Origin of the sequence: Halococcus sp. PRR34, from assembly GCF_028617175.1 — an archaeon.
GTDB classification, from domain to species: domain Archaea; phylum Halobacteriota; class Halobacteria; order Halobacteriales; family Halococcaceae; genus Halococcus; species Halococcus salifodinae.
Window position 1 is genome coordinate 13595 of sequence record NZ_JAQJDA010000017.1, and the last position, 22607, is coordinate 36201.

A 22607-nucleotide genomic window follows, 5' to 3' on the forward strand; every position below is an offset into this window, starting at 1 on the left:
CCGAAAATCTCGGCGGAGCAGCCACCATCGATCGCCACCGATCGGGCTTCAGGGGCGTTTTAGGCGCGGCCATCGAACCACCGACGATGGACGATCGGCTCGCCACGGGCCTCCATACGGGGCTGCTCATCGCCGTCATCGGTGTGCTCGCGTGGGCAACCGGCCTGCCGGCACTGTTTCCGAGCCTCGGCCCCTCGGCGTTCGTTCTCGCCACCTTCCCCGAGAGCGAGGCGAGCGACACCCGGCGAGTGGTCGTGAGCCACGCGATCGGCGTCGTCGCCGGCCTCGCTACGTACCATCTCTTCGCCGGCGGTATCGTCGTGACGAGCGAGATCGCGCCGCTCTCGCTCCTCGGCCTTCGGCTCGCCGCCAGCGGGGTCGGAGCTATCGTGCTCACCGTGATGGGGATGATCCATCTCGGTGTCCGCCATCCGCCGGCGTGTGCGACCACGCTGATCGTCGCGCTCGGGCTGCTGTCGAGCCCTCTCGAAGGCGTCCTGATCGTCGCTGCCGTGGTCGTTCTCGTCGTAGTGCAGCGATTGCTCCTCCTGACCGACGCGGCACTCGACAGGCGTGGCGTTTTCGCCATCGGCCGATCGCGTTCCGACTGATGCAGTACATCGGCGCGTGCGGGTGCAGTCGCCGGAGTCAGGAATCCTCGATACCGTCCGCTTGGAAGTCCACGTCTTTCTCCTCGCCCGCGAGGGCGATGTGGCCGTAGTTGAGGAGTGCGACGAAGACCGTCCCACCGAGCACGTTGCCGATGGTCGTGAAGACGATGAACGGGACGAACGCGCCCGGCGCGACGCCCGCATCGAGTACGATCGCCGAGAGCACCTCGGTCGTGCCGAGGATCGCGTGGTGGAACGGACCGAACCCGATGGCGGCGGTCGTGAGCAACACGAAGACGATCCGGCCGACGGTGTCGCGGCTGGCGGCCGACAGCCACGTTGCCATCCCCATCAGCCACCCCGCGACGACTCCCGAAAGGGTGATCGTCCACCACGGAAGGCCGACGAGCGCGCCCGCGAGCGAGCCGAACGCGCTCGGATCGGCGATCCCCATCGGTTCGCCGATCGCCGCGATGAGCGCGACGAACGCCGCACAGCCGAGCAAGTTCGAGACGTAGGTCACGCTCCAGATGCGCCCGAGGTCGCGGAGCGAGGCCCGGCCATCGAGCACCGGGAGGACGGCCATCGTGGAGTGGGCGGTGAACAGTTCGGTCTGGCCGATGACGACGAACAGGAACGCGATCGAGGAGACGCCCGCGAGCGTGACTTGTTTGGTGAGCGTCGAGTCGAACCCGCCCGCGAAGGTCAGCACCATCGCCATGAACAGCGCGCCGAAGCTCAGGTTGAGACCGGCCGAAAAGCCCGAGATGAACGTCCCGACCGCGGGCCGGTCCATCTCCTTCAGGGCGTTCTCCATCTCGCGTTCGAGGATCTTGCGATAGGAGAGCGTCGCGCCGGTGGGACCGTCCTCGTTTGCACTCATCGAACTACTGTCCGTGGATACCCACGGGCGCTAAACGGTTGGGACTGCTTGTGCCGGCGTCGAAACATAAACGCCCTTGTCGTTCGGCCCGTAGTTGCGACATGGACCGACGAGAGCCACCGCGGACCGAAGAAGGGTGGTACGTGCTCCACGACTTTCGGACGGTGGACTGGGACGCGTGGCGGGCGGCTCCCGACCGCGAGCGCCAGCGCGCCATCGAGGAGGGTATCGACTACCTCGCGGCCCACGAGGCCGTCGCGGACGCCGACGCGGGTGGATCGGCGACGTTCAGCGTGCTCGGCCACGACGCCGATCTCCTCGTGCTTCACCTCCGGCCGTCGATGGCCGATCTCGATACTGCCGAACGACGGTTCGAGGGAACGGCCTTCGCCGACTTCACCGAGCAGACCGATTCGTATCTCTCGGTCACGGAGGTCTCGGGGTACATGTCTCAGGAGTACTTCGAAGGTGAGGAGGTCGAGGACACCGGGATGGCGCGCTACATCGAATCCCGGCTGAAGCCCGATATCCCCGACATGGAGCACGTCTCCTTCTACCCGATGGACAAGCGCCGCGGGCCCGAGGACAACTGGTACGATCTTCCCTTCGACGAGCGGGCCGACCTCATGAGCGGCCACGGCGACATCGGCCGCGACTACGCCGGCGACGTCACCCAGATCATCACCGGCAGCGTCGGCTTCGACGATCACGAGTGGGGCGTCACCCTGTTCGCGGACGACCCCGCCCAGATCAAGAAACTCCTCTACGAGATGCGGTTCGACCCATCGAGTTCGCGCTACGCCGAGTTCGGCCGGTTCCGCTTCGGTCGACGATTCCCTCCGGAGGACCTCGGCGCGCTCCTCGCCGGCGAACCCGTCCCCACGGGCGAGGACACCGGTCATCACCACGGCGACGCGAGCGCACACGGCGACAACCACCACGACGAGAGCGATCACGGCGGTCGTTCCAGCGACGGAGACGAAAACGAGAGCGAACAGGACATCCGGGCGGCACTCGCCGACGAGGACATCTACGCCGGCCAGCCCCACGGCGAGGACGTGCACGCGATGGTGCTCTACTCAGAGGCCGATCCCGCGGAACTCGCCGACGATGTCGACGGTCTCCGCGGCAACTTCGAACATTACGATACCCACGTCAAGACCGCAGTTTATACGAATCCGGATGGCGGGAACGCGGCAATCGTCAGCATCTGGGACACCGCGAGCGCCGCCGAGACCGCCGGTGGCTTCCTCACCGACCTTCCAGGCGTCGTCTCGCGCGCGGACGTCGGCGAGCTGGAGGGCGAAGAAGCGGGCTTCGGCACGATGGGGATGTTCTACACCACGAAGCCCGAACACCGAGAGGACTTCGTCGCAAAGTTCGCCACCATCGGTGATCTCCTCGCCGACATGGACGGCCACCACGACACCGATCTCCTCGTCAACCGCGAGAACGAGAACGACATGTTCATCGCCAGCCAGTGGCGCTCGCGCGAGGACGCGATGGAGTTCTTCCGGAGCGACGCGTTCGCCGACACCGTTTCGTGGGGCCAGGACGTGCTCGCGGATCGGCCGCGCCACGTTTTCCTCTCCTAAGAACCACTTTTTTACTTCGTCGGATTCGCGCGGAGCGCGAACCACTCTTCGCAAAAACCTGGACTAAAAACACCCGCTCGCTCACTACCGTTCGATCGCGGTAGAACTGCTGGCACTCTCCGCAACCGCACAGCACCGCCCGAGCCCTCGGCCCTCCGGGCCTCGCCCTCGATCCGCCAGGCCCGCAACCGCACCGCCCTGCAGGCGCAAGTCGTCCCGCCGAACGCCCCACATCGATCGCTGTTCAAACCGTTCACGCGCGAAAACGGACGGAAGGACCGACAACGACGCCAAACGGTCTCGGCCGTTCATCCCTGTCGACGACCACGATTCGCCCGTCATGTCCGATGTGCCGCTCGACTCGACCGACGGTCGCTCCGGCACCGACCTCGACACGACGCCATCGGTGACACCCGACGACGCGTTCGCGGCGCTTGCCGATCCACGACGGCGAACCGTCGTCACCGCGCTCCACGAGCACACCGGCGACACCATGGCCATCGAGACGCTCGTCGATCACGTCGTCTCGCAGGAAGCCCCCTCCGCAGCGACCCGCCGACACGTCCACACGTCGATCACCGACGTCGAACTCCCGAAACTCGACGACTGGGGTCTCGTCGAGTACGACTGCGCCCGGAGTACGGTTCGATACATTGCTTCGCCGCTCGTCGAAGGACTACTGGCACACGTTGCCGAGAACGACCGATAGCTCAGTCGCCAGCGTACTTCGCACCGACCGCGTCGAGATCGGCACCCTCGACCGAGGACCGAAAGCCCGCCATTCCGTCGTCACGCTCGATGTCGAAATCTCGCTCGTAGAGGCCGGCGACGCGCTCGAACTCTTCGTCCGACAGCGGTGGCGTCTCGGGGGCCGCCGCCCACTCGTCGATGTCGGCGGCAGTACGAAAGGTCGGCGTCACCGAGGCGACCGCGTCGTGGGCGAGCAGCCACTGGATCGTGGCCTGGCCCATCGTGCGCTCACGGTCGCTCCCGTCGGTCGTTCCCTGCCGTCCGCTCGCTTCGTCACCGGCGGCAGAGCCGCCGGTTTCCAGCGGGACCTCCGGTCCCGCCCGGCTCGCGGGGACCCCCTCGCGTTCGAGGAATCGCAGCTTGTCGAGCTTCTCCCAGCCCGTGTCGTACCACTCGTCGGGTCGGAATCCCCGATGATCGCCCTCGCCGAGTTCGGTCTCGGGCGTGACCTGCTCGTTCAGGAGTCCCGAGGAGTGCGGCACCCGGGGAATCAGGCTCGTGTCGGCGTCCAACTCCTCGATCGTCTCGATGAAGTGCTGTCCGGGGACCTGCTCGAACAGGTTGAAAACGACCTGGATCGCGTCGAACTCGTTCTCGATCGCGGCGTCGCCCTCCGCGAGCCACCCGATCGAGGGGCCGAGCGCCCACCCGATCGCGTCGACTTTTCCGGATTCGCGGAGTTCGTTGAGCGCTTCGAGAATATCCTCGTCCACCTCGTCGACGTTCGCGTTGTGGAGCTGGAGGAGATCGATGTACTCGGTGTCGAGCCGGTCCAGACTCCGCTCGACCGCGGTGTGGAGGTACTCCGCGTCCATCTCCTTCGGGAGTTCACCGTGGCCCGCTTGCGGGTTGTTGTAGAAATCGTAGCCGACTTTGGTGGCAAGGGTGACCTCGTCGCGGACGTCGGCGAGCGCTTCGCCGACGAGCTCCTCCGAGCGGCCGTGACCGTACACGTCGCCGGTGTCGAAGAAGGTCACGCCCCGATCGAACGCGTGTCGCAGCATCTCGATCCCTTCCTGTTCGCTCCGATCGCCCCACCAGTCGGTGCCGACGGTCCACGCGCCGAAGCCCACCTCGCTCACCTCGACGCCGGAATCGCCGAGTTCGCGGTAGTGCATACGCACCGCTTGGTCTCGGGGGCACTTAGCGGACGTGGTTCGACAGAGCGCACACCCGACTCGTCGTTGTACTGCCAACCGACTCCATCGTTCGAGTGGTCAGTGTCGCTCAAGCGACATCGAAACGGCGCGACTCGGTCTCGATCTCGGTGTATCGCTCGTTCGTGTGCATGTCGGTGCGTACCGTCATCCGGCTTTCGGGGTCGTACTCGACGAACCCCGCCTCGATCAGTTCGGGGATGTCGATGTGGTGAAGTCGGATGGCTGCCCGCTTGCGCGCCTCGTCGCTGACGGTGTCGACGGGGACGTTATCGCGTGCCGCCACGACGTACGCCGCGAGCGTCCGGAGTTCGACCGGGTACGCGAACCTGCCGAGCTCCTGAAGCGCGACCCGCTGTCGGGCCGTCGTGATCGGCTCCGACTCGACCGACACTGGCTCCGCACCGTTCCCTACCGTTACGTGGCCGGCGGCTGGGGACGAGCGACCTGTCATACCTAACACTCCATTCGAAACAGGGAGCCGTCATAAAGAAATCCCATGAACTCTCCGTGTGAATAAATAGTTCACCGCACCGGTGCCGAAACGACGGAACGCTTCGGCCAAGCTCGATCGATCCCGAAAATCACTCTTCTCGTGGCTGGCTCGCTTCGCCGTCCCGCGCTCGTTCGACTGAACGAACGACGAGACCCGTTGCAGTCGGCGAGGGCGAGGCTTTTGCCCGCGGAACGAGTGGCCACGCCATGAGCCAGGCCGTGGCGATCAACGTCGGTGCCAACACCAACACCCCGGGCGTTCGCGGACCGGTCTGGGCCGACGGTCGGTTCGAGTACGTGCCGATCCCCGAAACCGAACCGGTCGCCGAGCCGGTGCCGACCTACGCGGATCTCGATCTCGCCACCGACCTCCCGGCGGACGTTCTCGACACTCCTGTGCATCTCGACCCCGAGTTCCCGGAGTACCCCTACGGCGAACGGTACAGCTACGGCGATCCGCACGGGGTGAAGGCCCGCCCGCTCGCCGATCTCGCTACGGGCGACTACGCCTTCTTCTACGCGACACTCGCGACTGCGAGCGAACCGGCGTCGTGGCAGACTCCCGAGTGGGGTGCGTATCTCATCGGCGGGTTCGAACTCGCGCGTGATCCCGTGACTGGCGCGGCCTATTCCGATCTCCCGCCCGCCGACCGCGAACCCTTCGCCTCGAACGCTCACGTCAAGCGAGAGACGTTCGACGCCGAAGTCCTACTTGCCGGCGATCCCGACGGATCGGCGCTGTACGAGACGGCGCTCCCGTTGAGCGGCCGTGCGGCCGGTACCGACGCGAACCGGATCGTCACCGAGCTATCGAGCGATTCGGGCAAGGGACCGTGGTGGCGGCGGCCGCTTCGCTTCGACGCGGAAGCGACCGCGGAACTGCTTGCTATCCGCCGGAACGATCGCTTCACGGACTGTTTCTATAGGGATTAGGAACCAAAACCATACCTTGGTTTGGGGCTGTCTAGATGAGCGATTTCGACCGAATGAGTGTAGCTTTCTGGAGAATTGTTTCAGGTTCAGACGGAGATTCTCGACCAAGCCGCTGATCGTCTCTCCAGTTCACCAGTCGGCAAATCGGTTCTTGGCTCAGTCTCCCAATCAGCTTGATCCCTCAGCCCGCCGAAATCAGCCGATCCGCCTTAACTAGACAGTGCCTTGGTTTGCATTCTCTCTGATGACTGTCAGAAATCCTGCACAAGATACAGAGGCTGTATTCAGCAGTCCCGTTTTGGAAGAAGGGGTTATTTTCAAACCCGTTAGTGACTGTCGCTGAGGATCCCGGTAGGAAACATCATCGATTTACGCGACTCAGCCCCGCCCGGACAATGATGCTTCCCACGAACGAAGCTATCGCACCGATGACCGTCCACTCCACTGATCTTCCAGTGATGGGTTCACAGTCTCCGGCACACAGAATGGGATCTATCTGGACGATTCCGAGTCCCTGAACCAGCCATAGCATCCCGAGCAGCGCCACGATGGCACCACCGGTCATTAATCCAGCCGCTTTCGCGTTTCTCGTGTTGATATTTCGAGTCTCCATCAGAGTGGGATAGAGGCCGTGTATTCTCAGGGATGACGCCGAGCATGCACGCTATCTTTATAAGCTACCACACTATCTCATTTGCATGTTGGCGACGATAGCGCTTCATCTGAGGCACGATTCGAGGCGGGTCCGACAGTGCCACCGAGTACATGAATAATGACGATGGTGAGATATATAACCGTCATCATCGCTTTGGAAGAACACATTCGATCAAAGAACGGCCAACCGATACGGAGAGGCCTCAACGATCCGAGGGAGGTCTGGATCGATGGGGCGCTTGTTGCGACACAGGAAGCGATACAGTATCTCAATCTTCTCGATGACGGTACCGTTGTTGGGGTTGCCCGGTTTAGAGGCGATGCTAGCCGACTCGCAACGATAGAAGACGAAATCCTGAGGATTGTATCTTGTACTGTGACAGGTGGTGAGACGTGGCTGGCGTATATGCACTACGAGCCTGGCGAGGTCGAAACAGCTCTTCTCGAACGTATCGATACCGAAGCAATCAGTATTAACTGGCCGATGAGAGAGACTACTGACGGGCTGGAAGTCACGCTCTTCGGTGAGGATGCAGCCCTCCAACAATTGATCGCTGGTTTCCCTAACGAAGTGGACGTGACTCTCAAACGCGCGGGAGAGTATCAACCGGAGATGGATGACCCAACGGGGCAACTCACCGACCGCCAGAAAGAAATCCTCCGGGCAGCACTCGCCGCCGGATACTACGATATCCCTCGTCGTGCAACTCAACGTGATTTGGCTGCCGAGCTTGGACTGTCACGGGGGACGATCGGGGATCACCTTCGGCGGATCGAAGCGAAAATCATCCGATCAATAATTGTGTGAAACAAGCTCGAATTCACCTGTATCTATCTCTCCGACCACTTGCCAGACCCCGACTAGTCAGTGATCAATATGCGCTCTGTATCTTGCACGGCGATTCCAACGAATCGACAACCTGTGCTGTGGGGAACTCTGAAAACAGTACTAATCCCTGAAACTCGTTTCAAGCCGGCGGCTCACGCGGTGGCGATCGACGGGAACAGCGCGTCGAGATTCGGATCGGATTCCACGAGGCGGTACTTTCGATCCGTCCGCTCGACGACGCCGTCCGCCGCGAGGTGATCGAGGTGGGCGTACGCCTCGCCCGGTCCGTGGAGGATGTGGATACTCGAGAGATCGCCGAACAGGTGTGCGCTCACCGTCCACGCATCGGCTGGCCCCGTTTCGGCCAACACGTCGACGACTCGTCCCGTGCGCTCGCGGTGGTGGGCGGCGATCTCGCGTGCGCGGCCCGCGGGATCGTCGATCGGATCGCGGTGGCCCGGATATGCACGATCGAACTCGCCGTCGACGATCCGTTCGAGCGTCGTGAGATACCGGGCGAGCGGCCCCTCGACACGCACGTCCGCGCCGCCGACGTTCGGCGTGTAGTGTGGCAGAAGGGCGTCGCCGCTGAACAGCTCTCGGCCCTGCTCGCCGTCGAGGGCGAATCCCGAGAGGCCGGCGGCGTGTCCCGGGAGGTGGAGCGCTTCGAGCGTGCCCGCAGCCGTCTCGAATCGTGCGCCGTCGGTGAACGGCTCGACGGTCGGCGCGGGACCGGTCAGCTCCCCGTGGCTGTCGAGGAACGCGAGGAGTTCCTCGCGAGGATCGTCGGGTATCCCCCACTCGTTGAGGAGGTCGCGCTGGCGCTCGTTCATCACCGACCACGCCCCGTCGTCCTGCTCGACCAGCGGCGCGTCGTCGGCGTGGACGCGGACGGTCGCGCCACCGGCGTCCTGGATCGTGCCCGCGAGGCCGACGTGGTCCTCGTGCCAGTGGGTGAGAACCACCTCGTCGACATCAGCAAAGGCGAGATCGTGTTCGGTGAGCCCTTCGGCCAACTGCTCGCGGACGTCCGGCGTGGCGACGCCCGTATCGATCAGCGTCGTCTTCGCGTCTGGCTCCGTCCCGATCACGTAGCTGTTGTTCAGCCCCTCGAACACCGCGTTACCGAGTCGAATCCGTTTCATCGCGACCGTCCCACGATCCGTTCGTCGCGCGCTCGTCGGCTCGGGTTCCGATCGCCATCGCACTCGGCCTGCATATTTCCTTTACTGCTCCCGTCCACATACCACCCGCGGTGTCGATCCACCGCGCCCGTCCGATCCACCGCACCGACTCGATCCGCCGCAGCGATCCGACCCGCCGCGCCGATCAGTCGTCACCGGCGGCGTGGGAGGCCGAACTCGATCGCAGATCGGCCGACACCGCCGGGACGTCCTCGCTGTCGACCCCACCGGCGGCCTCGAGCTCTTCGATGCTCATCGGGAACCGCCGGAGGTCGTAGTGAATGGCGATCCCGGCTTTCGCGCCCTGGCCCATCGCCACCGGGATCTGGTTGTGGCCCGGCGTGAGGTCGCCGACCGCGAACACTCCTTCGACGGAGGTCCGCCCGTGGTCGTCGACCGCGACCGTCCCGTCATCGGTGAGCTCACAACCAAGCCCCGCCGCGAGGTCGTTGTTGTACTGCGAGCCGTACATCGCGAACCCACCCTTGTACTCCCGGCGGGTTCCGTCCTCGAATTCGAACCCGCCGAGCCATTCTGGACTCTGCTCGTCCGAAAACTTGCTCTCGATCTCGCTGTCGACGATCTCGACCGGGTGCGCGCGGAGCTGGCGGTCGGTGTCGTCGGACCACTCGGGCTCGTGCCCCCGCAGCAGGAGATCGACCTCGTCGGTGAAGTTGAGCATGATCATCGCGACGTGGGCGGCCGACTCGCCGTGGCCCATCACGTACACCGACTCGTCGACGAACATGTACGCATCACAGTGGAGGCAGTAGTGGAGACCGCGGCCAGTACGAGGCAGCGGCGGGTCGGGGTGCTCATCGGAAAAGCCGGTGGCGAGCACCACGCGGTCGACCGCGAACTCGTCCTCGCCCGTCTCGACCCGGAAATCCCGCGGCCCGTCGACACTCTCGACGTTCGTGACGACGCCGCGGCGGTACGTCGCGCCGTAGTCCTGAATCTGATCGATCGCGGCCTGGAGGAGTCCGTTGCCGCTCACGTCCTCGGTGATGCCGATGACGTTGTGGGTGTCACGCATCATCGCGGCGCGCCCGCCGCCGCGGTTGACGACCACCGTATCGTGGCCCAGACGGGTGGTGTAGAGGGCGGTCGTGAGGCCGGCCGGCCCGCCGCCGACCACCACGACATCGAAGTCGTTCTCGTCGTCCATGTGTAAAATAATAGGGTCGCGAGCCCCATAACGGGCCGGATCGCGGTCGGTGCTGCGACGCTCGATGGAGTTCTACTCGCTTGCGACCACGACCGCGCCCTTCATCCCGAGCGATCGGTGTGGGTTACAGTAGTAGGGATACACGCCCGGCGAGTCGAGCGTTTCCTCGTAGGTCACGTCCTCGCCCATCTCTGGCTGGCCGCTGTTGAGCGGGCCGTCCTCGGAGACGACGTTGTGTGTTCCCCCTTCGCCGGTCCACGTCCACGTGATCGTGGTGCCGGGCGAGACGCGGACGGCTGCTGGGCCGAACGCGAACCCGTTCTCGCCGGCACCGACAGCGATTTCGATCGCATCGGAGCCGGTCTCGTCGGCGATCGAGCCGTCGTACCCCTTCGCCTCGGCGAGATACTCGTCGACGGCTCCCGTCCCGACGGTCGTCCCCGCCGTGCCGTTCGCCGCGGACGTGTCGTTCATCCCCGCCGTTCCGTTCGTCGCCGTGGTGGCGTTTGCTCCGGTGGTACCGTTCGATTCTCCGGTCCCGTTCGCTCCCGCGGTCCCGTTCGCGCTCGAAGCGTTGCCCGACGACCCGTTGTCGGTCGATTCGGACGTGGCTTCCCCATCGGCTGCTGTGGTTTCGTTCGTCGCGTCCCCGCCGGTGGCTGCCTCGCTGTCCGTTCCCGAGCCATCGGAGCCGTTCGACCCGCTGTCGCCGCCGGAACAGCCAGCGAGTGCTCCCGCGGCCAGCACGCCGGCCGCGCCACGGAGGACGGTTCGTCTGTCGAGGGCGTCGGTATCGGGAGTCATCAGTCGTTTCGTGTTCGTTCGTTCGGCCCAAAAGACCGCCGATTCCGTCGTCGGCCCCGAAACCGGCCGGGTTCGATACACCGAACCGAGTGCAGACGTCGGGGCGAAAAGCCGAAGCCGTCGCCGCGGCCGGGCCGCTTTAGCGGTTGGTGCGCCTCGTGTGGGTGTGAATCACTCACTGCGTCGGCAGTCGTGGTCGGGATCGAAATGACGACTTGGGTTCTCGGCGATCAGCTTACTCGCGACGTCGGCCCGCTCTCCCGCGCTGACGCCGACGAGCGGGTGCTCATGATCGAAGCCCACGCCTTCGCCCGGAAACTGCCGTACCATCCTCACAAACTCGTGCTGGTGTTCAGCGCGATGCGACAGTTCCGCGACGAACTCCGGGCCGACGGCCACGATGTCGAATACCACCAGGTGGAAACGTTCGGCGACGGACTCGACGATCACTTCGACGCCCACCCCGACGACAGCCTGGTCACGATGACACCCGCGGGACACGGCGCGGCCGACCGGCTCGAAACCCTCGTCACGGAGCGCGGCGGCGAGATCGAGTTCGTCGCCGACGAGCGATTCCTGTGTTCGATCGAACGGTTCGACGAGTGGGCGGATGACGACGAACGCTTCCAACACGAGGGGTTCTACCGGATGCTGCGGCGCGAGACGGGCTATCTGATCGAGGACGGCGAGCCAGTCGGCGGCGAGTGGAACTACGACGAGGCGAACCGGGAGTTCCCTGGCGACGAGTATGATCCGCCCGATCCACCGCGATTCGAGCCCGACGACCTCACCGAGGAGGTCGCGGCGTGGGTCGACGAGGAGTTCGCTGGCGGCTACGACGAACCGCCCTACGGAGGGGAGTGGGCCGATCCCGGCGCGTTCGTGTGGCCGGTCACGCGCGAGGGGGCGCTCGACGCGCTCACGGATTTCGTCGAGCATCGTCTTCCGGAGTTCGGCCCGTACCAGGACGCGATGCTCGGAGAGGAGTGGGCGCTGAACCACGCGCTGCTGTCGACTTCGATGAATCTCGGTCTGCTCCACCCCCGTGAGGTCGCCGAGCGCGCGCTCGACGCTTATCGGGAGGACGACCTCCCGCTCGCGAGCGTCGAGGGGTTCCTCAGGCAAGTGATCGGCTGGCGCGAGTTCATGCGTCACGTCTACCGGCGCGCGATGCCCGATCTCGCGACCGCGAACCTCCTCAATGCCGATCACACCCTTCCCAACTTCTACTGGACCGGCGACACCGAGATGGCCTGCCTCGCGGATGTCGTCGGAAGCGTTCGAGAACGGGGGTACTCCCACCACATCGAACGGCTGATGGTGCTTTCGAACTTCGCGCTGCTGTACGGCGTCCGCCCAGACGAAATCAATCGGTGGTTCCACGCGGCGTACGTCGACGCCTACCACTGGGTCACGACGCCGAACGTGGTCGGGATGGGCGTGTTCGGCAGCGATCGACTCTCGACCAAACCCTACGCCGCCTCCGCGAACTACATCGACGACATGAGCGATTACTGTGGGGACTGCCGATACGCGAAGACGAAGACGGTCGGCGAGAACGCCTGTCCGTTCAACGCGCTCTACTGGGACTTCCTGGGTCGAAACGAGGACCCGCTCCGCGAGAACCACCGGATGGGGCTCGTCTACAGCCACTGGGACGACAAAGACAGCGAGGAACGCGCGGCGATCCGGGATCGCGTCGACGGGATCCGCGAACTGGTCGAAGTCGACGACCTGTAGATCGCTGCGGGTGCAGTCCGTCCACTTATTTTCCCCGGCCACAGACCGGCGGCCGAACAGCACGATGGGATCCTCGATCACCGTTCGAACCGATGGCGGAGCGTCGACCGACGCCCTCGAAAAGCGCGTCGTCGTGAACCCCGAGAGCGGGTCGGGCGACCATCTCGATTCGGTCTACCGCCTCGCCAACGAGCGTGGCTACACCGTGTGCGAGACGGACAGGGCAGGACACGCTGTCGATCTCGCTCACGAGGCCGCGGCCGAGGGCGTCGACGTGCTCGGCGCGTGCGGCGGCGACGGCACCCTGAAGGAGGTGATCGAGGGGCTCGTGGCGGCCGAAGCGCTCGACGACGTTCGCCTCGGTGTGCTCCCCGCGGGCACGGCGAACATCGTGGCGACCGATCTCGGGATCGAGGAGATCGAACACGGGTTCGCGATGCTCGATGAAGGCGCGGTCCGCGCGCTCGATCTCGGTGTCGCCGACGGCGAACCGTTCGTGAAGTCCTGCGTCGCGGGGCTGACCGCCGACGCGAGCGCTGCGACCACCTCCGACGTCAAAGAACGGTTCGGCCCGCTCGCGTTCGTCATCACGGGCGTCCAGCAGGCGGCGACGTTCGACCCGCTCGACGTGGCGATCGAGGCGGTCGCCGACGGCGAGACGTGGTCGTGGTCGGGCGAAGCGCTCTGCGTGCTGGTGGGGAACTCCCGGCGGTTCACCAACCGCATCGGCCAGGCGAACGTTGAGGATGGGCTGTTCGACGTCACCGTGATCGAGGAAATGCCACAGAGCGACCGCGTCACGGAGGCGATCGCCCAGCAGCTCCTCGGCCGAGACACCGAACACGTCGATCGGCTCTTCGCCCGACGACTCCAGATCGTGGGCTGCGACCGCTCGATCGACTTCAGTCTCGACGGCGAGATCAGCACCCACGACGAACTCGACCTCCAGGTCCGGCCAGGCGCGCTCTCGATGGCCGTCGGCCCGGAGTACGACCCCTCTCCGAACGAGTAGTCCGATCCGCTCGTGGTGACCGGTGGCCGTCGCTCTCTTTTCCTCGGTACGCGCTTCGAACGACGGGTGAGAACGGCACGCGTCGCGTCGTGGGGGATGTCGTCCCGCTGTCTCAGTCCGCCGCGCCCTCGCGGAGCGCCTCGTAACGCTCGGTGAACTGCGACTCACACGATGGACAGCAGAAGTGATACAGCTCACCGTCGAGTCGCGCTGTCGTCCCCTCCTCGTCGACGGTGTTGTCACACTCGACGCATTCGGGCGCGAACGCCGCGTCGCCGATCTGGGGGGTCCACGACGTGCTCGACAGCGGCCGAACGTCGTACTCTCGTACTGCGTCGAGGTCGATCGTCTCGACAAGGAGGTCGCGGACGTCACGCCCGTCGAGCGTGGCGTCGAAGACGATCCGGGCGTCGGCGGTGGTGAAGACGTGTTCGACCGGCGTCGCGGCCTCGATGGCCGCTCGAACGTCGTCGAGCGTCGCGGGTCGAACGCGTAGCTCGACGAGAACGTGGCGTCCGGCGTCGAGCAGCGACCGGTCGAGGTCGAGCGTGAACCCGCGGATGACGCCGAGTTCGCGGAGCCGGTCGACCCGATCAGAAACCGCTGGCGGCGAGAGATCGACCCGATCGGCGATCTCGCGGTAGGGCCGACGGGCGTCGTCGGTGAGAAGGTCGAGGATCTCGCGGTCGGTGTCGTCGAGGCCGCGCATACCGTCCGCAGGCCCGGCGCGGCAAAGGTCCTTCCGGCGTTCGGCACGTCAGCTACCCACGAGTGACGCAACCGTCGAACCACCGCTCGTCGGCCTCGCGCACACCGTCCGGCTACGCACGGGCCGTTGGCAAGGGCGTTCGATCGCTGCTCATCCCTCGCCTTCGGACTGGTACGGCTCGCCGACCGCGTGACGCGGGAGGAGGTTCATCGTTTCGAGCACCAGGCTGTCGTGTGAGTCAAACGTCTCCTCGTTCGCCTCGCCGATGAGGTCGCCGAAGTTCACCTCGCCGTCCGCCAGGAGGACGGTCGTCTCACCTAGTTGGTCGACGACGGCCTCGCGCGATACCGGATACTCGAGCTCCGCGAGGACGGGCGCGATCCGACCGAGTTTCACCTCTTGCATACCACTGATACGGCGGCCATCGGCTTAACGGTGCGGTAAGCCGCCGTGGCTGATCGATACTCGTGAAACGATAGGCTACGCAGCGATCAGCGCCACGCCGGTGACGGCGATCACGGCAGCACCGAGCCGGGAACGAAGACGCTCCTCGTGGAGCACGACACCACCCAGAAGAACCGCCACTATCGCCTGTGTGTTGATGATCGGCGAGGCGATGCTCGCCGGGGCGACATCGAACGCGAGGGCGGTGAGATGCTCGCCGACGACGGCGAACAGCGCGGTCGCGACGAACTTCGGCGCGTCACGCCGCGTGCCCTCCGGCCAGGATCGTATCGCGACGGGGGCCGCGAGGAGGGCCATCCCTCCGAACAGTCCGAGCACCCACACCCGCGGTGGGATCGTGAACTCCTGGAGGATGACCCGTCGAGACACGTCGACGATCCCGAACAACATCGCACTCAGCAGGGCGAACTGCGCCGGTCGGTACGTCACCGTCTTCCGGAGCGGCACGAGCAACCCACCGCCGCGGTAGTTCATGAGGTAGACCGCGAACGTCGCTATCACGACACCCGCGATCTGAACGGTCGAGAGGTGTTCGTCGAGGAGCACGATTTCGAGTGGCAGGACGAAGACGGGAACGATCTTGCTCACCGGGGCGACGTAGGAGACGTCGCCGACCGCGAGTGCACGAAACATCGAGCCAGTCGCGAGCGCGGTGACCCCGATGACACCCAGCATGAACAGCCACGCGGTCGTCTCTAGCGATCCGGGCAGTAGCGGCGCGTTCGATGGAGTAGTCAGGACGGCGACTGGAAGGTACCAGCAGAACGCCGCGACGTTGATTCCCACGAGGATCACCGAGGCGGGGTAGCCAGCGAAGTACGACTTGATGACGAACAGGTAGCCACCCCAGACGAACGCCGCAAGTACGGCGAAGGCAACTCCCGGGCCACCGAAACCACCGATCATACCATATGTTCGATCGGCGGGGGCGTCCGCCTTCCCGTTTGCGAAGCGTGCCGATCGGTGTTGCGAGCGGGAGCGATCCGATCGGCCGCAGCCCGATTCACTCGTCCGTTTCGGGGGCACTCCGTCCGAGCGTGTGGAACTCCTCGTTCGGGCGGATGTCGGCGAACGTCGACATCCGGTTCGAGAGGTTGAAGAAGGCGGTCACGCTGGCGATGTCCCACGCCGCTTTCTCGGAAAAGCCGACATCGCGAAGTCGATCGACGTCGCTCGAATCGATAGTGCCAGGGGATTCGGTGAGTTTCACCGCGACGTCGAGCATCGTACGATGGGTCTCGTTGAGGTCTGCGGTGCGGTGGTTGGCGGCGAGCTGGTCGGCGAGCAGTGGATCGTCAGCGTAGATCCGTAGCAGCGCGCCGTGAGCGACGATGCAGTAGTAGCAGTCGTTCGCACCGCTGACCGCGACCACGATCATCTCGATCTCTTCGCGCTCCAAGGCGGTGTGCTCGACCAGCGCGTCGTGGTAGGCGAAGAAGGCCCGGAAGTGAGAGGGACGATACCCGAACGCCCGGAAGACGTTGGGGGTGAACCCGGCGTCTTCGGTTTCCTCGGCGATCCGTTCTTGGAGGTCGTCCGGGAGCTCCTCGACAGCGGGTGTCTCGAACTCGCGCATGGGCTCGACCATGCCACACGGGCGGCGCGCTGGCGCTTAGCTTTTGGGCTGGTGTCGTCCGGTGCCGGTCTGTCCGGCGGGCGTCGATCGGTGGCTTACTGGCCGGCGAACCACCGGTTGAACAGGAACAGTGCAGCGTAGCCGACGAGACCGACGACGAAGACGGTCGCGGGGATGACGAACGGTCCGAACGTTCGAAACAACACCTCCACGATCGTCTCGAACGCCGCCACCAGGCCAGCCATAGCGCGTCTTCGATGGCGGGTGGGTTAACTTCAGCCCTTGAGGAATCTGAGACGAGGAGGAAGCCCGCGCCTACGTTAATCACAGGCGCAGAGCCTCGCCCTTCAGAGCGGGGTACGCACCGTAAACTGTGTCGTGGAAGGCCATAACCACCGAGAACAACTATTTCGCCTGGAAGGAGTGCCACCGTGTACGAAACGCTTACTACCATTCCGCGCCACAGTCTACATGGATGGTAAAGAGCACCCGTCACGCGACTTACGAACTCTATTACCATATAGTATTCATCCCGAAGTCTCGCAGAATCGAAGATTCTGTGGACATCGCGGAACAGGGTTCCGCTCAGTACCGGGAGTCGCGTCTGACGGGAGAGACGCCACAGCGTCTCGACTCCATCTTTGCCGAGATTTGCGACGAGAAAGGCATCGAACTCATCGAGTCCGAGGTTCGCCCCGACCACGTTCACCTGTTCGTCGGCAGCCCGCCGAAGAACGCGCCGTCACTGTTGGTGAACTGGCTCAAAGGAATCTCGGCGCGCTGGTACAACCAGCGCTTCGAGGACCGAATCAAGTGGACTCGTTCGTACTATGTCGGCAGCTCCGGCAGCGTTCTGAAAGAGACCATCGAGCAGTACATCGAGGAACAGGGGTCCTAGATGCAACGGACCAACACCTTCGATGTGGTTCCACAAACCGACGCCGACGAAGAACTGCTTCGTCGGCTGTTGGATGCTTCGGCGTCTCTATGGAACGAAGTCAATTACGAGCGCCGCCGGAACCACGAAGATCCCGACGAGGACGTGTTCGACACGTCCGAGTACCGTGGTCGGTACGGCGGCGTTCTCGGTGCTTCGACCGTACAGCAAATCGAACGGAAGAACGCCGAAGCGTGGCGGTCGTACTTCGCGCTCAAGAAGAAGGGCGAGCGCGCTCGCCGCCCGGATTCTGGGGCAACCGTGACGAGGGGCGCGAGCTCCGGACGTACATCCGCAACACGTCGTACTCGATTCAGTGGGGCGAACGGTCCCGTCTCGACATCCTCGTGGGTTCGGACCTGAAAGACGAATACGGCCTCGGCGCTCAAGAGCGCCTTCGACTAGAGATACGCGGCAAACCGAAGTGGTCCGGCAAACAAGGCCGACTAGAACTGAACCACGACGAGAGTTCCGGCAGATTCAGAGCCATTCAGCCTGTCCGCGACTGTTCTCCGCAGGCATCACCACTGGCCGACGAAACGGCCGCTCTGGATATCGGCGCGAACAATCTCGTCGCGTGTACGACCACGACCGGAAAACAGTATCTGTACGAAGGACGCGACCTGTTCGGACGTTTCACAGAAACGACCGAACGAATCGCCGAGTACCAATCGCTGCTGGATGAAGACAGGTACAGCAGCAACCGGATTCGTCGGCTGTATCGAAAGCGAACGAAGCGTCGGAACCACGCACAGGACGCTCTCGTCCGCGACCTCATCGAACGGTTGCACGAACAGGGTGTCTCAAAAGTGTACGTCGGTGCGCTCACCGACGTACTCGAAACGTCGTGGTCGGTAACGGCGAACCAGAAGACGCACAACTTCTGGGCGTTCCGGCAGTTCGTGAACCGCCTCGCGTGTGTTTGCGAGGAATACGGGATGGGACTTGAAGCCGACGGCGAAGAATGGACTTCGCAGGAATGTCCGCACTGTGGCGAACGCGACGAGACAGTCCGCCACAAGGACACGCTAACGTGTCCGTGTGGCTTCGACGGCCACGCGGATCTCGCGGCGTCATGGACGTTTCTGCATCGACAACTAGACGATTCACAAGTCGGGCTGATGGCACAGCCTGCACGCCTCAAGTGGAACGACCACGACTGGTCAGAGTCGCCATACTCTTGTTCCAACGAGGTTCGTGCGAACCCGCAAGTTGCCTTCGTGGCCGAGTCGGGTTAAACCGTACCCCCCACCGAAGGAATCTCGCCCCTTCAGGCGCGGGAGGATGTCAAAGCTCGTCCTGGGATTCGAGCTGGTCGATGATGTCGTCGACGAAGGATTCGGGGTTCTCGTAGGGGAAGTTGCCACCGTCGAGTTTGGTGTTGAGCTCCATCGCGGTCATCGAGAAGTCGCCGGACTCGAACTTGGTGGAGGGGCCGTTCGGCAGTGCCGGCACGAGATCCATCGGGCTCGAGATCGGGTAGTCGGCCTCTTCGAACGCGTCCATCATCTGGGTGCGGAGTTCGTCTTCGTCTGCCATAGCGCCCTCGTCTTCACCGACTGACACCAAAAACGTTCGGGAACCTCGGACCCGTTTTCCGGAATTGTCGTCTCAGTTGTCGTCTCAGTTGTCGTCTCAGTTGTCGTCTCAGTTGTCGTCGATCGTGTCGAGCACCGACCCGATGTCGCCGAGACCGTCGATCACGTGATCTGGTGTGATGTCACTCGCGGCGAGCGTTTCCCGGTCGGTGACGCCGGTCAGGACGAGCACCGTCTCCATCCCGTGGCGTTCGCCCATCGCGATGTCGGTGTCGAGCCGGTCGCCGATCACGAGACACTCCTCGGGCGGAGAGTCGAGTCGATCGAGTGCCGTCTCGGCCATCCGTGCGGCGGGTTTGCCCGCGATCCAGTCGGGATCGCGATCGACGATGCCCGCGATGGCGTCGATGATCGCCCCCGAACCCGGTACTGCGCGGCCGTCTCCGGTCGGGATCGTCCGGTCGGGGTCGGTGCCGACGAACGCCGCGCCGGCCTCGATCGCGCGCAGTCCGTCGGTCATGTCGTCGTACTCGAACCCGCGATCGTACGAGACCACGAGCACGTCACACGCCGCCGGATCGTCGGTCAGCCGAAAGCCCGCCGCGGTGAGGACCGATCGGAGTCCGGGCGAGCCGATCACGAACAGGGTGGCGTCGGAATGGGTTCGTTCGAGCGTGCTTGCGGTGACGCTGGCCGCCGAAACGACGGCTTCGGCGTCGACTGGCACGTCCATCTCGATGAGTCGCGCGGCGAACTCCGTGGGGGACTTCGCCGGGTTGTTCGAGACGAAGCAGACCTCGTGGCCGGTGTCATGAAGCAGTTCGAGTCCTTCACGAGCACCAACAAGAGGTGTGTCGCCGCGATAGACCGTTCCATCGAGATCGACGATCGCGCCACGAATGGCCATTCAACGGTACTCCGGGCGGGGCGGGCTAAATCTCGTCGGTCGGTCCGGTGGCTGGTCTTCGTCCCGTGTTCGAGTATGCGGCAGCCGTGGTTCCGGCTAGGCTCACAGACACACACTTGTCGTTCCGCTGCGGATCGGCAAGAGGAGTGGTGTAATCACCGCTCTCCGGTGTCCTCGGGAACCACTGTAAACCCGAGAGTCCGAAATTGACATCCTCCGCACGACTAAAGTCGTGGGATTCCTCCGGTGGGGTCTCGTCGGGCATTAGCGCCCTCCCCCACGGGGGCAACTTGCGGGTTTGTGCGCGCTACTTTGGAACGTTCGTGAGGGTGTGACATCCCCGACCATTCGTGGTCGTTCCACTCGTATCGCACGGGCCGTGCCATCGGCCTTGCTACCGTCGTCTGTCGCTGAAGGAACGTTTTTGACGCGACCAAATCTGCGTGTCCCTCGAAGCCGCATTCGCAAGTGAGCGTGTCGCGGTGGCGTGTAGTCCGTTCCGTCGAACCACACTGCGGACACTCTTGGGAAGTCCACGCTTCGGAACGTTCGACTACTCCGATGCCGAACTCCTCGGCGGTGGTTTCAAGTCGGTCGATGAACGCTCCGAACGCCCAGAAGTTGTGCGTCTTGGCGTTCGACTCTACCGACCAGTGCGTTTCGAGGATGTCGGTGAGCGCACCGACATACACCGTCGAAACGCCCTGTTCGTGCAACCGTTGCATGAGGTCTCGCGTAAGTGCGTCCTGCATATGGTCGCGTCTCTTGGTCCGCTGCCGATACAGTCGCCGGATGCGCTTCGACGTGTACCTTCCGTCGCGGAGCTTCGATTGCAGGCGTGCAATTTCTTGAGTGGTCGAACGAAACCGTTCGAATTGGTCGCGCCCGGCGTACAGGTACTGCTCGCCAGTTGTGGTCGTACAGGCGACGAGATTGTTCGCGCCGATGTCCAGAGCAGCCGATTCGTCGGCTACTGGTGTTCCGAGTCGAGGGTGAGAATCCGCTACCTCGACCGGCTGATTGGCCCTGAACTGGCCACGTTGCTCGTCGTACTGTATCTCCAACTGGCACTGCTTGCCGTCCCACCGTGGTTCGCCGCGCACTTCCAAGCGGAGCCGCCCGGACAGACCGTACTCGTCCTTGAGGTCTTTGCCGACAGGGATTTCGAGACGCGAGCGGTCGCCCCACTGAATCGTGTATTGGTCGTTTCGACCGTACCAGCGGAGTTCGCGCCCTCCGTCCTCGTTGCCCCAGTAGCCGGGCAAGCCTTTGTCGGGTTCGTCCGAATCGAAGAAGCCTTTCCACGCTTGGTCGTTTTTCCGAATGGCTTGCTGTGCCGATGCGGAGCCGAGAACACCGATGTATCGCTTGCGGTAGTCTTCGGTCTCCCACACTGTTTCGCCGTCGAAGAACTGTTGGCGGCGTTCGTAGGTGAGTTCGTTCCACAGCGAAGCGGTCGCATCCATCACGCGGCGAAGTAGCTCCTCGTCCGTCTCGGACATCGGAACCACTTCGAACGTGTTAGTCCGCCTCACTGGATGCAGTCACGACCGGAATTAACATAAATCCATGGTTTCACATAGGAAACATGTAGAAGTACATCAACATCGAAGTGCCGGACGAATCGGAGTACGAACGCCTCTTCACGAGTGAAGAACGACCACGGGTTGACGTGGCGCGGGATGTTGCTTCGGGCCGCCGAGGAGCTTGAAGACGGTTGAGACCCAGCCATGTAGCCGCCAGTGGCGCTCGGACCCACGACTGAAATCGTGGGCTTCCGCTTGCTTACTGTCCGCGCGCATGTCCGCGGCGCTTGCGGATGCAGGATCGGTGCCAGTATCGGCGCTACTCATTCGCCATCGCGTCGGCGAGATACTCGTCAGTCTTCGCGGCGTCCGTTGGTTCTCTCGACGATCCTGGCTCGGCGTCCCAGAACCCATCGTCCGGATCAACGCCAGTCGGACCGCGTTTCTCGTCGGCGAGCCACCACACCGCGACAGCGCCGATTTTCTTGTGGTGGACCCGTCCGGTGTCGGCAAGCTTTCGGAGTCGTTGATCGGCGCTCTGGCGTGCAATGCCGAGCTGCTCGGCGACCTCGCTCGTTCCTGCCGGATCGTGCTTCCGGACGGCGTCAAGCACGTCTCCATCGGTGTGGTCGGGTGCGTAACGCCCGTACTCGTCACGCTCAGTCATACAGTACGCTACGTGTCCTACGCTGATAAATCCACCTGCTACGGTGGCAGGCCGATGGGCCGTACCAAATGCTACCGTGACAGGTGGCCGAAACCGACACGCTCGCCGTCCGTATTTTGGGATCCACAACACGTACCTCTCGCACCTCGCCGCGACCGGGGGCGTGGGGTTCGGCCTCTACTTGCTCGCTGTGGTGGCGGTGCTGTGGATCGCCGTTCGGATCGCTCCGGCCGAATCAACTCTGTCTCGACGGATATAATCCCTGTTTGACAGCGCTGGACGAGTGATGGCCGATCACCGGCCAAGCACGCGTAGCCCTCGGGCTGGGTAGCCGACGATGATATCGATACCGGCAGCGCGGAGCTGCTCGATGCGGTCGTCGGTCCACTCTGGCCGGCTTCGTGAAGCGTTGCGATCCCTTCGCGAGCACCAGCAAGAGGTGACGCGAAATCGGCGATCTGTCGGCT

Annotated in this window: 24 protein-coding genes and 1 pseudogene; 9 read left to right on the forward strand and 16 right to left on the reverse strand. The window is 63.9% G+C overall.

Annotated features, from left to right (window positions below; genetic code table 11):
- Positions 1-86: 86 nt before the first annotated feature.
- The gene (locus tag PHA81_RS16285) at positions 87-611 is read left to right on the forward strand and encodes an HPP family protein (protein ID WP_273837577.1); all 525 of its coding nucleotides are present in this window, start codon (positions 87-89) and stop codon (positions 609-611) included.
- A gap of 37 nt (positions 612-648) precedes the next feature.
- Here the strand turns inward: PHA81_RS16285 and PHA81_RS16290 are convergent, their stop codons facing one another.
- Complete coding sequence (locus tag PHA81_RS16290) at positions 649-1494, reverse strand: formate/nitrite transporter family protein (protein WP_273837578.1); 846 nt, start codon at positions 1492-1494, stop codon at positions 649-651.
- Between the two features lie 101 nt (positions 1495-1595).
- Between PHA81_RS16290 and PHA81_RS16295 the strand changes: the two genes are divergently transcribed.
- Both PHA81_RS16295 and PHA81_RS16300 read left to right on the forward strand, forming a co-directional pair.
- The gene (locus PHA81_RS16295; protein ID WP_273837579.1) at positions 1596-3089 is read left to right on the forward strand and encodes a heme-binding protein; all 1494 of its coding nucleotides are present in this window, start codon (positions 1596-1598) and stop codon (positions 3087-3089) included.
- Positions 3090-3429: 340 nt separating this feature from the next.
- Positions 3430-3798, forward strand: coding sequence for a hypothetical protein (locus tag PHA81_RS16300; RefSeq protein WP_273837580.1), 369 nt, complete (start codon positions 3430-3432; stop codon positions 3796-3798).
- Position 3799: 1 nt separating this feature from the next.
- Here the strand turns inward: PHA81_RS16300 and PHA81_RS16305 are convergent, their stop codons facing one another.
- Complete coding sequence (locus PHA81_RS16305) at positions 3800-4957, reverse strand: aldo/keto reductase (protein ID WP_273837581.1); 1158 nt, start codon at positions 4955-4957, stop codon at positions 3800-3802.
- A 109-nt stretch (positions 4958-5066) separates the two neighbouring features.
- Positions 5067-5450 (reverse strand): hypothetical protein, encoded by a 384-nt coding sequence (locus PHA81_RS16310; RefSeq protein ID WP_273837582.1) that lies wholly within the window; start codon positions 5448-5450, stop codon positions 5067-5069.
- Between the two features lie 248 nt (positions 5451-5698).
- Here PHA81_RS16310 and PHA81_RS16315 point away from each other — a divergent pair, with 248 nt between their 5' ends.
- Positions 5699-6424 carry a hypothetical protein gene (locus PHA81_RS16315; protein ID WP_273837583.1) on the forward strand — a complete coding sequence of 242 codons (726 nt, stop codon included), beginning with the start codon at positions 5699-5701 and terminating at the stop codon, positions 6422-6424.
- A gap of 772 nt (positions 6425-7196) precedes the next feature.
- On the forward strand, positions 7197-7886 hold the full coding sequence (locus PHA81_RS16320; protein ID WP_005040411.1) for a helix-turn-helix domain-containing protein: 690 nt from the start codon (positions 7197-7199) through the stop codon (positions 7884-7886).
- 173 nt (positions 7887-8059) lie between these two features.
- Here PHA81_RS16320 and PHA81_RS16325 read toward each other — a convergent pair whose 3' ends face one another.
- The 3 genes from PHA81_RS16325 to PHA81_RS16335 all read right to left on the reverse strand — a co-directional run bounded on the left by PHA81_RS16325 (position 8060) and on the right by PHA81_RS16335 (position 11063).
- Complete coding sequence (locus PHA81_RS16325) at positions 8060-9052, reverse strand: MBL fold metallo-hydrolase (RefSeq protein WP_273837584.1); 993 nt, start codon at positions 9050-9052, stop codon at positions 8060-8062.
- 184 nt (positions 9053-9236) lie between these two features.
- Complete coding sequence (locus PHA81_RS16330; protein ID WP_273837585.1) at positions 9237-10259, reverse strand: NAD(P)/FAD-dependent oxidoreductase; 1023 nt, start codon at positions 10257-10259, stop codon at positions 9237-9239.
- 72 nt (positions 10260-10331) lie between these two features.
- Positions 10332-11063 carry a halocyanin domain-containing protein gene (locus PHA81_RS16335; protein ID WP_273837586.1) on the reverse strand — a complete coding sequence of 244 codons (732 nt, stop codon included), beginning with the start codon at positions 11061-11063 and terminating at the stop codon, positions 10332-10334.
- Positions 11064-11270: 207 nt separating this feature from the next.
- Here PHA81_RS16335 and PHA81_RS16340 point away from each other — a divergent pair, with 207 nt between their 5' ends.
- Positions 11271-12803 (forward strand): cryptochrome/photolyase family protein, encoded by a 1533-nt coding sequence (locus PHA81_RS16340; RefSeq protein WP_273837587.1) that lies wholly within the window; start codon positions 11271-11273, stop codon positions 12801-12803.
- Positions 12804-12867: 64 nt separating this feature from the next.
- Complete coding sequence (locus PHA81_RS16345) at positions 12868-13815, forward strand: YegS/Rv2252/BmrU family lipid kinase (protein ID WP_273837588.1); 948 nt, start codon at positions 12868-12870, stop codon at positions 13813-13815.
- A gap of 112 nt (positions 13816-13927) precedes the next feature.
- Here the strand turns inward: PHA81_RS16345 and PHA81_RS16350 are convergent, their stop codons facing one another.
- The 5 genes from PHA81_RS16350 to PHA81_RS16370 form a co-directional block, all read right to left on the reverse strand.
- The gene (locus PHA81_RS16350) at positions 13928-14524 is read right to left on the reverse strand and encodes a winged helix-turn-helix transcriptional regulator (RefSeq protein ID WP_273837589.1); all 597 of its coding nucleotides are present in this window, start codon (positions 14522-14524) and stop codon (positions 13928-13930) included.
- A gap of 150 nt (positions 14525-14674) precedes the next feature.
- On the reverse strand, positions 14675-14929 hold the full coding sequence (locus PHA81_RS16355; protein WP_273837590.1) for a hypothetical protein: 255 nt from the start codon (positions 14927-14929) through the stop codon (positions 14675-14677).
- A 75-nt stretch (positions 14930-15004) separates the two neighbouring features.
- A complete protein-coding gene (locus PHA81_RS16360) occupies positions 15005-15895 on the reverse strand; it encodes a DMT family transporter (RefSeq protein ID WP_273837591.1) in 891 nt (296 codons plus the stop codon).
- Positions 15896-15992: 97 nt separating this feature from the next.
- Positions 15993-16565: a peroxidase-related enzyme gene (locus PHA81_RS16365; RefSeq protein WP_273837622.1), complete on the reverse strand. Its 573-nt coding sequence runs from the start codon at positions 16563-16565 to the stop codon at positions 15993-15995.
- Between the two features lie 95 nt (positions 16566-16660).
- The gene (locus PHA81_RS16370; RefSeq protein WP_169317806.1) at positions 16661-16810 is read right to left on the reverse strand and encodes a hypothetical protein; all 150 of its coding nucleotides are present in this window, start codon (positions 16808-16810) and stop codon (positions 16661-16663) included.
- 230 nt (positions 16811-17040) lie between these two features.
- Between PHA81_RS16370 and tnpA the strand changes: the two genes are divergently transcribed.
- On the forward strand, positions 17041-17463 hold the full coding sequence (gene tnpA, locus PHA81_RS16375; protein ID WP_273837592.1) for an IS200/IS605 family transposase: 423 nt from the start codon (positions 17041-17043) through the stop codon (positions 17461-17463).
- A pseudogene (locus tag PHA81_RS16380) lies at positions 17464-18740 on the forward strand (transposase).
- A gap of 49 nt (positions 18741-18789) precedes the next feature.
- Here PHA81_RS16380 and PHA81_RS16385 read toward each other — a convergent pair.
- The 5 genes from PHA81_RS16385 to PHA81_RS16405 all read right to left on the reverse strand — a co-directional run bounded on the left by PHA81_RS16385 (position 18790) and on the right by PHA81_RS16405 (position 22140).
- On the reverse strand, positions 18790-19041 hold the full coding sequence (locus tag PHA81_RS16385; protein ID WP_005043617.1) for an MTH865 family protein: 252 nt from the start codon (positions 19039-19041) through the stop codon (positions 18790-18792).
- Positions 19042-19149: 108 nt separating this feature from the next.
- Entirely contained in the window at positions 19150-19947 is a 798-nt protein-coding gene (locus PHA81_RS16390; protein ID WP_273837593.1) for an HAD-IIA family hydrolase, read from the reverse strand.
- 224 nt (positions 19948-20171) lie between these two features.
- The gene (locus tag PHA81_RS16395) at positions 20172-21482 is read right to left on the reverse strand and encodes a transposase (protein ID WP_273837594.1); all 1311 of its coding nucleotides are present in this window, start codon (positions 21480-21482) and stop codon (positions 20172-20174) included.
- Positions 21483-21590: 108 nt separating this feature from the next.
- Entirely contained in the window at positions 21591-21800 is a 210-nt protein-coding gene (locus tag PHA81_RS16400; RefSeq protein ID WP_273837595.1) for a hypothetical protein, read from the reverse strand.
- Positions 21793-22140 carry a hypothetical protein gene (locus tag PHA81_RS16405; RefSeq protein ID WP_005043614.1) on the reverse strand — a complete coding sequence of 116 codons (348 nt, stop codon included), beginning with the start codon at positions 22138-22140 and terminating at the stop codon, positions 21793-21795. Before PHA81_RS16405 ends, PHA81_RS16400 begins: the two co-directional genes overlap by 8 nt.
- Between the last annotated feature and the right edge of the window lie 467 nt (positions 22141-22607).

Coding starts and splice junctions, on each gene's coding strand:
- PHA81_RS16285 (WP_273837577.1), top strand. CDS start 87: ATGGACGATCGGCTCGCCACGGGCCTCCATACGGGGCTGCTCATCGCC.
- PHA81_RS16290 (WP_273837578.1), bottom strand. CDS start 1,494: ATGAGTGCAAACGAGGACGGTCCCACCGGCGCGACGCTCTCCTATCGC.
- PHA81_RS16295 (WP_273837579.1), top strand. CDS start 1,596: ATGGACCGACGAGAGCCACCGCGGACCGAAGAAGGGTGGTACGTGCTC.
- PHA81_RS16300 (WP_273837580.1), top strand. CDS start 3,430: ATGTCCGATGTGCCGCTCGACTCGACCGACGGTCGCTCCGGCACCGAC.
- PHA81_RS16305 (WP_273837581.1), bottom strand. CDS start 4,957: ATGCACTACCGCGAACTCGGCGATTCCGGCGTCGAGGTGAGCGAGGTG.
- PHA81_RS16310 (WP_273837582.1), bottom strand. CDS start 5,450: ATGACAGGTCGCTCGTCCCCAGCCGCCGGCCACGTAACGGTAGGGAAC.
- PHA81_RS16315 (WP_273837583.1), top strand. CDS start 5,699: ATGAGCCAGGCCGTGGCGATCAACGTCGGTGCCAACACCAACACCCCG.
- PHA81_RS16320 (WP_005040411.1), top strand. CDS start 7,197: ATGACGATGGTGAGATATATAACCGTCATCATCGCTTTGGAAGAACAC.
- PHA81_RS16325 (WP_273837584.1), bottom strand. CDS start 9,052: ATGAAACGGATTCGACTCGGTAACGCGGTGTTCGAGGGGCTGAACAAC.
- PHA81_RS16330 (WP_273837585.1), bottom strand. CDS start 10,259: ATGGACGACGAGAACGACTTCGATGTCGTGGTGGTCGGCGGCGGGCCG.
- PHA81_RS16335 (WP_273837586.1), bottom strand. CDS start 11,063: ATGACTCCCGATACCGACGCCCTCGACAGACGAACCGTCCTCCGTGGC.
- PHA81_RS16340 (WP_273837587.1), top strand. CDS start 11,271: ATGACGACTTGGGTTCTCGGCGATCAGCTTACTCGCGACGTCGGCCCG.
- PHA81_RS16345 (WP_273837588.1), top strand. CDS start 12,868: ATGGGATCCTCGATCACCGTTCGAACCGATGGCGGAGCGTCGACCGAC.
- PHA81_RS16350 (WP_273837589.1), bottom strand. CDS start 14,524: ATGCGCGGCCTCGACGACACCGACCGCGAGATCCTCGACCTTCTCACC.
- PHA81_RS16355 (WP_273837590.1), bottom strand. CDS start 14,929: ATGCAAGAGGTGAAACTCGGTCGGATCGCGCCCGTCCTCGCGGAGCTC.
- PHA81_RS16360 (WP_273837591.1), bottom strand. CDS start 15,895: ATGATCGGTGGTTTCGGTGGCCCGGGAGTTGCCTTCGCCGTACTTGCG.
- PHA81_RS16365 (WP_273837622.1), bottom strand. CDS start 16,565: ATGCGCGAGTTCGAGACACCCGCTGTCGAGGAGCTCCCGGACGACCTC.
- PHA81_RS16370 (WP_169317806.1), bottom strand. CDS start 16,810: ATGGCTGGCCTGGTGGCGGCGTTCGAGACGATCGTGGAGGTGTTGTTT.
- tnpA (WP_273837592.1), top strand. CDS start 17,041: ATGGTAAAGAGCACCCGTCACGCGACTTACGAACTCTATTACCATATA.
- PHA81_RS16385 (WP_005043617.1), bottom strand. CDS start 19,041: ATGGCAGACGAAGACGAACTCCGCACCCAGATGATGGACGCGTTCGAA.
- PHA81_RS16390 (WP_273837593.1), bottom strand. CDS start 19,947: ATGGCCATTCGTGGCGCGATCGTCGATCTCGATGGAACGGTCTATCGC.
- PHA81_RS16400 (WP_273837595.1), bottom strand. CDS start 21,800: ATGAGTAGCGCCGATACTGGCACCGATCCTGCATCCGCAAGCGCCGCG.
- PHA81_RS16405 (WP_005043614.1), bottom strand. CDS start 22,140: ATGACTGAGCGTGACGAGTACGGGCGTTACGCACCCGACCACACCGAT.